This window comes from Prevotella melaninogenica, from assembly GCF_003609775.1.
Taxonomy (GTDB): domain Bacteria; phylum Bacteroidota; class Bacteroidia; order Bacteroidales; family Bacteroidaceae; genus Prevotella; species Prevotella melaninogenica_A.
Genome location: NZ_AP018050.1, coordinates 561,233 through 570,565 on the forward strand (window position 1 = coordinate 561,233; position 9,333 = coordinate 570,565).

At 41.9% G+C, this 9,333-nt stretch carries 8 protein-coding genes and 1 tRNA gene; 4 read left to right on the forward strand and 5 right to left on the reverse strand.

The annotated features are described in order from the left end of the window. Positions 1-58: 58 nt before the first annotated feature. Positions 59-748, reverse strand: a complete 690-nt coding sequence (locus tag PMEL_RS08975) for a hypothetical protein (protein ID WP_120174991.1) — start codon at positions 746-748, stop codon at positions 59-61. Between the two features lie 54 nt (positions 749-802). After that, positions 803-1,546 (reverse strand): hypothetical protein, encoded by a 744-nt coding sequence (locus PMEL_RS08980; protein ID WP_120174992.1) that lies wholly within the window; start codon positions 1,544-1,546, stop codon positions 803-805. A 348-nt stretch (positions 1,547-1,894) separates the two neighbouring features. On the opposite strand from PMEL_RS08980, the gene PMEL_RS08985 reads away from it, so the two are divergent. The 4 genes from PMEL_RS08985 (at position 1,895) to PMEL_RS09000 (ending at position 5,481) form a co-directional block, all read left to right on the forward strand. Beyond that, the gene (locus PMEL_RS08985) at positions 1,895-3,109 is read left to right on the forward strand and encodes a replication-associated recombination protein A (protein WP_120174993.1); all 1,215 of its coding nucleotides are present in this window, start codon (positions 1,895-1,897) and stop codon (positions 3,107-3,109) included. Positions 3,110-3,340: 231 nt separating this feature from the next. Next, a complete protein-coding gene (locus PMEL_RS08990) occupies positions 3,341-4,291 on the forward strand; it encodes a D-2-hydroxyacid dehydrogenase (protein ID WP_120174994.1) in 951 nt (316 codons plus the stop codon). 365 nt (positions 4,292-4,656) lie between these two features. After that, positions 4,657-5,292, forward strand: a complete 636-nt coding sequence (locus tag PMEL_RS08995; RefSeq protein WP_120174995.1) for a trimeric intracellular cation channel family protein — start codon at positions 4,657-4,659, stop codon at positions 5,290-5,292. Between the two features lie 115 nt (positions 5,293-5,407). Further along, positions 5,408-5,481: transfer RNA gene (locus PMEL_RS09000), tRNA-Arg, on the forward strand. An 841-nt stretch (positions 5,482-6,322) separates the two neighbouring features. Here the strand turns inward: PMEL_RS09000 and PMEL_RS09005 are convergent. The 3 genes from PMEL_RS09005 to PMEL_RS09015 form a co-directional block, all read right to left on the reverse strand. Further along, positions 6,323-6,739: a hypothetical protein gene (locus tag PMEL_RS09005; protein WP_120174996.1), complete on the reverse strand. Its 417-nt coding sequence runs from the start codon at positions 6,737-6,739 to the stop codon at positions 6,323-6,325. A 372-nt stretch (positions 6,740-7,111) separates the two neighbouring features. Then, complete coding sequence (locus tag PMEL_RS09010; protein WP_145985363.1) at positions 7,112-9,112, reverse strand: hypothetical protein; 2,001 nt, start codon at positions 9,110-9,112, stop codon at positions 7,112-7,114. A 22-nt stretch (positions 9,113-9,134) separates the two neighbouring features. Further along, positions 9,135-9,320, reverse strand: coding sequence for a hypothetical protein (locus PMEL_RS09015; RefSeq protein ID WP_120174998.1), 186 nt, complete (start codon positions 9,318-9,320; stop codon positions 9,135-9,137). Positions 9,321-9,333 lie beyond the last annotated feature (13 nt).

Genomic DNA, 9,333 nt, shown 5'->3' on the forward strand with positions numbered 1-9,333 from the left:
GCCCTTTTGATTTTTAGGTTATGAAATTATCTGACAAAAGAAGATGTGTCAGTACACCTTATTGAATCTTTGTGAATTCATAAATCAGATAACGTCCTGTGAGTGGAATTCTTGTTGTTTGAAAGGTATCATAATATGGTATTACGTATGCATTGTAAGGAAGAAGATAAATTTTGAACTTACTTGTTTTAACGTTATAATATCCGTAGCCATTAAAATAAGTTCTAAGTATCCTTGTTTTTTTTGTTTTGTGACCATAGTCTATAAAGGCAACTATCCCTCGTGATACTTCAAACCGATATACGCAACTGTCTTGTTGGTTGCGACTGCTGAAACGAATTCCCTCAAGTCCTAAATAATTCTTTTCGTCTCGTTTAGTAAATATCCCTGGTAGTGTATCGTTTATCCCATTTTTGCCAATATTGTGTAACTGCTCATACGTGTCGCGTGGCAATGTTAAAAAGCTATACATAATTCTGCGGTCATCGTATATGATTAGAGAGTCGAGGTCAAGCCTTGAATTGGAATAATAATTTTTCTTGGTTGAAGGGTCGTAAACATGCACATTACCTTTATACGTACCAGGTAAAGAATTCTGTATTTTAACTGCTTCTTCTCTACTGATAGGTACAAAAGTAGAGGTGTTGTCTGTCGTAGCGTCATCATCTTTCGTACATGAAACGGCAAAGCTGCCTATCAACAGCAGGAAAAGAGCGAAGAGTAGGTTGTATTTGTTCTTTTTATTCATAATCTATTCTTTAATCATAGTTTATTCTTTTTGTAAAAGGAAAATTAGTTTATCCTATGCTGTCTTCTTTAATTTACATATAAAATAAACGTCGTTGAATTCGGCTTTTATTTTATTGTTTATAAACATACCGTCATGAAACAAGGCACCCACAGGCTTTATGTAAACCGTCATTTCTTTCGTTGTATTGTTGATAGTTCCACAGATATAAAAAAACAATTCAGTCAAGTCATAACGATCTTGGTGGATATAGATTATACTTGAGAATAACATATATGGGTTATACAATTGGAATGCCACTTCTGAAGGATTCTTCTTGTTTCTTCCGATGAGTATTGTACGGTAATCGCGTATCTTTCCATTCTTCCACCAAGTTTTATTTTCGATTATTTTGTATAGTTTGACATAAGCATATTGATCCTTCTTTAAGGCATATAATGTAAAAGGATGGGGAACAGGAGTCAGGCTAAACTGGTTTAAGAATGATTCGAACTTGGCACTTACATGATTATCAAAATCAGAAGGAATTACCTGTTTGGTCTTAGGGTCATAAACGGTTAGCGTACCCTCGTAGGTGCCTACAGCCTTTAAAAATAAATCGTCAGGGTCGTTTCCTTGAATAGGAATTGAATAGTTAATATCAGGTTGCAGGATATCAGCTGTGAAATCATTTTGTTCGATAGGAACAAATGGCATGGGGTCGTTTGCGCTTTCTTCATCTTTTGAACATGAAGCAAACAAAAGTGGAAGGACTAAACATGCGACAGCAATAAGTAACTTTGATTTGGGATGTTTCATTGTAAAAAGTCATTTGGTTTTATGTGTACAAAGGTACAGAAACCTTTTCTTCTGTACTAAGAATTGCAGATTCGTTAACCTGCTTTGCTCTTTATTAAATTTATCTATAAAGTTAAACCCAAATCTCTAAGTTTGTAATTCATCTTGCAAACTTAGAGATTTGGGTTTAAGAAAGACATTAAAGCAGTAGTGTTATCAAAATACAAACTTATGGCTTGTATTTTTGTAATGTTAATTATTATGTAGTAGGCTTATTTTATCGCTCCATATTTCAGAAGAACTTTCTTTCATTCTTTGTTATTATGAGATAAATTCAGTACTTTTGTAACAACAAAGAAAGGAAAAGATATGGAACCATTGGCAGAACGATTGCGACCACGCACGCTCGACGATTATATCGGACAGGAACACCTCGTTGGTGAGGGGGCTGTGCTCCGACGTATGATTGACTCGGGGCGTATTGCGTCGTTTATCCTTTGGGGACCACCGGGAGTGGGCAAAACTACGTTAGCACAGATTATCGCTAATCGCTTAGAGACACCATTCTATACGCTTTCTGCTGTGACGAGTGGTGTGAAGGATGTGCGCGACGTTATCGAAAGGGCACAGAGTGGTCGTTTCTTTAATTCTGCTTCACCGATTCTCTTTATCGATGAGATCCATCGTTTCTCAAAGTCGCAGCAAGACTCGCTCTTGGGCGCAGTAGAGAAGGGAACGGTGACGCTTATTGGTGCGACAACAGAGAACCCATCCTTCGAAGTGATTCGTCCGTTGCTCTCTCGTTGTCAGCTCTATACGCTGAAGTCGTTGGAGAAAGAAGATTTGCTGAGGCTGTTGCACCGAGCAGTGACGGAGGATGTGGAACTGAAGAAACGGAATATCGAACTGCGTGAGACGAGTGCTCTCCTGCGGTATAGTGGGGGTGATGCTCGCAAGCTGTTGAATATACTCGACTTAATCATCGCAGCTGAAGCGGGCGATGATGTTGTGATAACCGATAAGATAGTGGAGGAACGACTGCAAGAGAATCCGTTGGCGTATGACAAGGATGGCGAGATGCACTATGATATTATCTCGGCATTTATCAAGTCGATTCGTGGCTCCGACCCTGATGCAGCACTCTACTGGATGGCACGCATGATAGAGGGAGGTGAAGACCCAAAGTTTATTGCGCGTCGTGTCGTAATCAGTGCCGCAGAGGATATCGGACTTGCTAATCCTAACGCCTTATTGTTAGCGAATGCAGCCTTTGACGCTGTGACAAAGATAGGTTGGCCCGAAGGTAGAATCCCATTGGCGGAAGCGGTGGTCTATCTGGCTCGGTCGAAGAAGGATAATTCTGCATACGTAGGCATCAATAAAGCGATAGAGTTAGTGCGACAGACGGGCAACCTCCCTGTTCCCCTTCATCTTCGCAATGCACCAACAAAACTGATGAAGGACCTCGGTTATAGCGATGGATATAAGTATCCACACGATTATCCGGGACATTATGTTGAGCAGCAGTATATGCCAGATGAGTTGGTACCTCCCCCAACCCCTCCAAAGGAGGGGAGCACCTAACGGAGTGTTATCTCCCTATGTTTCCTCTTATGATAGTAATAAGGAGTGCCTAACGGAGTGTTATCTCCCTATGTCTCCTCTTATGATAGTAATAATATGTAGCGAAAGCTCACTAAATTGTATCCCAAACCCAACCAAATTGTGCCTCAAACCTTACCAAACTGTACCCCGTTAGGTACTCCCCTCCCTTTTGGGGAGGGGTTGGGGGAGAGGTTCTAACACCAAAGAAATATGAAAATAGCAATTCTCGACTGCCATGCAGTCAACCCAGGTGACCTCTCATGGGAGCCGATAAAGGAAATAGCAGAGTGCGTTATCTATGAGCGCACAAGTCAGGAACAAGTTGTTGAACGAGCAAAGGATGCGGACGGTATCCTTATTAATAAGGTTAATATCACTCGTGAAGTGCTCGATCAATTGCCACAATTGAAGTATATCGGTGAGTTAGCAACAGGATATAACAATATCGATGTTGAGGCTGCACGTGAGCGAGGTATCGTCGTATGCAACATCCCTGCATATAGTACGGATAGCGTTGCACAGCACGTCTTTGCCCTTCTCTTGAACGCAACCACACATGTCGACCATTATGCTGAGGCTGTGCGCCGTGGCGAATGGAGCAAGCAGCAGGACTTCTGCTACTGGGACACACCACTCATGGAACTTGCTGGTAAGACACTCGGTATCGTAGGCTTGGGCAATATTGGTCAGAAGGTGGCAATGATTGCACATGCTCTGGGTATGGACATCTCAGCTTGCACCAGTAAGAATAGTAGCGATCTACCAGAGTGTATTCGCAAGACAACCCTTGAGGGCTTGCTCAGTACGTCTGACGTTATCAGCTTGCATTGTCCTTTAACAGCGGAGAACGCTGGTATGATTAACGCTGAGACTCTGAAGAGTGTACGTCGTGGTGCCATCCTTATCAATACCGGACGTGGCGGACTCATCGACGAGCAGGCTGTTGCCGATGCTCTTGAGAGTGGTCAGCTCGGTGCTTATTGTGCCGATGTGCTGACTGCGGAGCCTCCTCGCACAGACAATCCACTCTTCTGTCAGCCTAATGCGTTTATCACTCCACATATTGCGTGGGCAACACGTGAGGCACGCGAACGCCTAATGGCAATCTGCGTTGAGAATATTAAGCAGTTTATTGCAGGAGAGCCACAGAACGTAGTGTAAGAAAAAGCCCCACCCCGACCCTCCCCGAAGGGGGAGGGAGGCAAACAGGATAAGGTTCGCTGTATGTTCTTGGTGGAGTAATAAGACTATCTTCTCATTGTGGAGTAATAAAGAAATTTGATTTACATATTATAATTACTTATCCCTCCATGTAAGCTATGCTCATTAGCTGCATCAACTTAGAGTACTACCCAAAGTTATCTACACCCCCTTCCCATTACTTCCTTTCGCTCAGTGACCATTTGTTCGGAGGGACGGGGCGACATTTAGCTATCTGCACTCCCCTCCTTTCGGAGGGGTTGGGGGAGGCTTTTACTCCCTCCCCTTTCGGGGAGGGTCGGGGTGGGGCTATTTTAAATTCAAATATGATCTACACTGATCCTCATCTTGTCCGTACGCTTCAGGTGATACTGGAGTTTCTCGGAACGTTTGCGTTTGCCATATCGGGCATCCGCCATGCCGCACAGAAGCGCTTCGACTGGTTCGGAGGCTATGTCTGTGGCTTTGCCGTCGCTATTGGTGGCGGTACGATTCGTGACACTATGTTAGGAGTGCGACCATTCTGGACCGCAAACATCATGTACGTTCTCTGTACGGGGCTTGCGCTCTTCCTCGTCATCTTGTCGCGTAGGTGGATTCAACGCCTTAACAATGCATGGTTTGTCTTCGATACGCTCGGCTTAGCACTCTTTACCATTGCCGGTATTCAAAAGACTATCGCCTTAGGTCATCCCTTCTGGGTAGCCGTTATCATGGGCTGTATCACTGGTGTTGCAGGTGGTGTTATCCGTGATGTCTTATTGAACAATATACCCGTAATCTTCCACAAAGAGATTTACGCTGTGGCGAGTGTAGCAGGCGGACTCATCTACTGGGCACTCTTCTCACTTGGGTTGTCGCTTCCAATAACAGTTATTGTGACATTCCTTGCAATCTGTTTAATTCGTTTTATTGCAGTGGGTTATCACATCTCCCTTCCCACATTGCAAGATGATGAATAAAAAAAATAATAAAAAAGATTGCGAAACATTTGGTGGAACCAATAAAAAGCAATACCTTTGCACTCGCAATTCAGAAATGACAAATTACTTGTTATCTGTTTGCAACCATAACAATGGTTCCGTAGCTCAACTGAATAGAGCACTTGACTACGGATCAAGAGGTTACAGGTTTGAATCCTGTCGGAATCACAAAAGGAATACTCGCAAGAGTGTTCCTTTTTTTTATCCTTTGAAGTTTGAACATTGAGCTTTGAACTTTATGATTTGTATCTTTGAACTATTCCCTTTGAACTTTGAGCATTAAACTTTGACCTTTATGATGTGAGTATTAACCCTTGATTTACCAGTTGCTTGTAGCGATAAACTTCAGTTAACAGTAGTAATCATAATTATGAATTATGAATTGTGAATTATGAATTAACAGAGGATTGTGAATTATGAATTTTACTTGGGGTATATATAAAAAGAAACGGCAGAGCAATTGCTCTTCCGTTATCTCCGAATAACCACCGTCTCGCGACGACAATATTTCTACAATCTTTACCTAAAATATAACTAAAAACCTAAATCTATTACTAACCTAAACAAATCTTCTTTCTGAATAATAATCCTGAGCAATCTTAAATACCTGTAAAGCCTAAACCTTAGTAACCAGATATATTTCTCTTGAATTACAATGCAAAGATATAGATAATATTCATATTATCAAAATTAAACGACGAAAAATATCAATCTATCGGTCAATTCTTGATATATATCAAAGACGATGAAGGTTGGTCTCACCCCCCAACCCCCTCTCCGATGGGAGAAGAGGAGTGCTGGAAACAGCTTGCCATGGAGTATTGTTAATCGTTTTCAGTGTTTGGATTGATAAATGATATCCCTAATTAATATGTTAACCGCTTGCAGTATTGGGATAGCTAAATGTATTTCCTAATCAATAGGGGTATCTCGCATTTCACTCCCCTCCCTTTGGGGGAGGGGTTGGGGGGTGGGGCCAGTTGGGGTAAGGCCGTCGCTTATTGTTTTTTTATTTCCATCCCCTCCTTATCTCCAACCTCATTGGGTCTTGTATATTCGCCTTACTAATCAATTGCAAGTAGCGTTCACGGAGCGGACCGACCCTTACATTCTTTCGTGCGCGGACTGATGAGATAACCGATGAGGGGTTGCAAGGCTCGCGCACATGAAGTACCCTACAGATATGGCGAACAATTGTTTGGAAGTCCATCGGGCGACCACATCTATCTCTTAGCGCACCACTCTCCCAAACCATGTGAGCCAAGTCGATGAGGTCACACTTCAACCCCGTCCAATACAATCCTTCCTCCTCGCTTCTATTGATCAGGTCATAGAAGTTGTCAACAATCCTCTTTATCAGTCGGTCTTCCTCCTCTTGTGTCCAAAACTGAGCAGCCTTTATTACGATATTAACTTTCTTATCCATTGGTCTTAGTGTTTTTTGTTATAGAATAATGGTTTTAATCATCTACCACCTTATTTTATTCGTGACGCAGTGTAGGTCAGTAGGAGAAGTCGTCGGGTGGCATTCGCATCGTCCTCCATGGAAACAGTCTACTGGGGAGAAGACTGTTTCATGAGGTTGCTGCAAAGTTATAACTCAATAGTGCAGTATATGTTCAATGGCAAAACTTTTTTCTTTAAATAAAACTAACGAAAAGACAGTAAAACAGATTAGGAGGAATAAGTCCCATGTGTCACTTCAAATCTCTGCAATTAGTCTATAAAAAATCTGCTTACCCTCAATTGAGGATAAGCAGATTTAATGTATCTAATAAAATTCTATTCTCTTAGCCGTTTAGTATTTACGACCAGTAGCATCAATGATGTTGCTGAATGGTGCAAACTTAGCTGCATCAGTAACTGGTGGTGTGCCTGTAATGGCTGGACCATCATAAACTGGGCGGATTGCACAAGCCTGCTGCTTCTGTGGCAATGTCATTCCATAGTTAAGAGAACCGAAGAACAAGCCCTTACAAGTACTAAGTGCCGTTGCACGATCAGCATAATAGAAGCCCATGAAATTACTACCCTCAGCAACATGACGGTAAACGGTAGTGCTAACATTGTCATTACGACGTCCTGTTACAGGTAAGAACAAACCTCTATTAGCAAGTACAAGACCCGTTACGTCTTCATACTTCCAGAGCTTTTTACCTGTAGGGAACTTAGCATGCTGACCAGTCAGTACGTAATCGCTATAGTAAATACCATAAATCTTATTTCCCTTATCGGTATAACAGAATGCTGGTACCTTCGTGATACTATTCTGCAGGCCTTCGAGTTGAGCCAAGGTAGGATACTTGTAATAATAACTACGTCCTGTCTTTTCGGTATAATATTTTACGATATCACCAAACTTTGCTTCACTCTTATCTACTGGTCTGTTGAACCAGCCGCCAGGAGTTAATTTATTCTTATAGTAATTCCCATCCATAGTAAATCCTGTTCCACCGAGATAAGCATCGCTATTCAAATTCAAAGCCTCTGTAATATCTCCCCATCTAAAGAGGTCTAAGTCGTCAGAAGTCTGAGTGTAACGTCCATTATGGTTGTCAATATACCAGTGCTGTGATCCTAATCCATCCTTTACAATATCTTTGTTATCCACTCTGTTGTCAACTGATGGATTATCACCATAGTTACTAATCCACCACTGTGCTGGTGCAATACCCCAGTACTCCTGTGAACCCTTCTTATAGTGTATGAAGTTACCTGTAGCCCATCTTACGTTATTCACTGTAACGTATGGCTGAGGAGTAATCTTCTCAACGGTAATGTTTGAGCGGTAGTCGTAGCCAGTGTTAAAGAGCTTTGATGCAGTCTTTGTGTAGACTCCACTTTGTGTATAAACAGTTAGTGTGAAGTTGGTTGATGCATTCTCAGCCAAGAAAGCCACCCACACGTAGCCATTCTGCAACTTAATCTTTGACTGATCCTTGTTGGCTACAGTAATCATATACTCCTTCTCGTCAGAAGTACCAACGAAGGAGCCATCACTAAGATTAAGTACATCGTATGAACGAAGACCATTGATCTTTACGCTATCAATGTCCTCAATGAAACCAGTACTACTTGGATTGTTAACTATCTTGAACTTCAGACCCCATATAGTAACCTTACGATTCAGTGTTACCTCTGTCTTGACAATCTTTTGTCCGTTGTCGTTCTTAACCTCTGTAGGCTTAGCTTTACCCCAGTTGTAATCAAACTTCTGGTCGATAGTTGTTAATGTACCATCCTGCTTCTTCATGTCAAGAGAAACAGTACTGCGGATGTTATACTTCACATCGTTTGTTGGGTTCACTGAAGTATGATACTTTATGTCTATCCCCTTTGTAATATCTTTTTCGTGATGAGGTGTTGGATCTACCTGCTCAACAGTTTTCTCTCCCTCAACAGCTGTTCCTGGATAGAAGAAAGCAAGCTCATGGTTGGTATTCATAGCATTTACGCTTTTAACCTTACCGATGAAGTCAGCTTTCTTCTTGTTGCTGTTGTTAGCAGCCATTGTTACTAAGCTGTAGTTGGCTTCTTTGCTTTTATCTGCGTCATTAAGGTCATAGATAAACATCTTGTCACCATTTACCCAATCTGACACAATGTTGTTATTAGCATCAGGGGTAAGTGCGCGTGTTCCAGCCTGCGCAGCATCACCTGTAGCCGCTGTTACCTGAATTGTTGTGGTATAACCCTCTTGCTGTGTGTCATCACCTGCCACATCGTTTGTATCGCTGCAGGCTGCAAGTCCCATCATAGCGATTGCGCCATAAAGGAACTGTAAACTCTGTTTTTTCATTTTACGTTTAATTTCTTTAGTTTTAATCTTCCCATCCTTTCACTCCAGAATTCTCGTCATTGCCAAAAGGATTTGACTTAGAGAGATTATCCTCTCCACCATGCTTTGGATCATTCTTAGTTACTCCGTTATCACTTCCTGCGAGTAGCGACATCTCTACCATAGTCTTAACAATCCCACATGTGGGACGCTCATAACTTTTCTTCATAATCGTTAAATAT

What these genes read in the sequence shown, in the direction of transcription:
- PMEL_RS08975 (WP_120174991.1), bottom strand. Translation starts at nt 748, where the DNA reads ATGAATAAAAAGAACAAATACAACCTACTCTTCGCTCTTTTCCTGCTG.
- PMEL_RS08980 (WP_120174992.1), bottom strand. Translation starts at nt 1,546, where the DNA reads ATGAAACATCCCAAATCAAAGTTACTTATTGCTGTCGCATGTTTAGTC.
- PMEL_RS08985 (WP_120174993.1), top strand. Translation starts at nt 1,895, where the DNA reads ATGGAACCATTGGCAGAACGATTGCGACCACGCACGCTCGACGATTAT.
- PMEL_RS08990 (WP_120174994.1), top strand. Translation starts at nt 3,341, where the DNA reads ATGAAAATAGCAATTCTCGACTGCCATGCAGTCAACCCAGGTGACCTC.
- PMEL_RS08995 (WP_120174995.1), top strand. Translation starts at nt 4,657, where the DNA reads ATGATCTACACTGATCCTCATCTTGTCCGTACGCTTCAGGTGATACTG.
- PMEL_RS09005 (WP_120174996.1), bottom strand. Translation starts at nt 6,739, where the DNA reads ATGGATAAGAAAGTTAATATCGTAATAAAGGCTGCTCAGTTTTGGACA.
- PMEL_RS09010 (WP_145985363.1), bottom strand. Translation starts at nt 9,112, where the DNA reads ATGAAAAAACAGAGTTTACAGTTCCTTTATGGCGCAATCGCTATGATG.
- PMEL_RS09015 (WP_120174998.1), bottom strand. Translation starts at nt 9,320, where the DNA reads ATGAAGAAAAGTTATGAGCGTCCCACATGTGGGATTGTTAAGACTATG.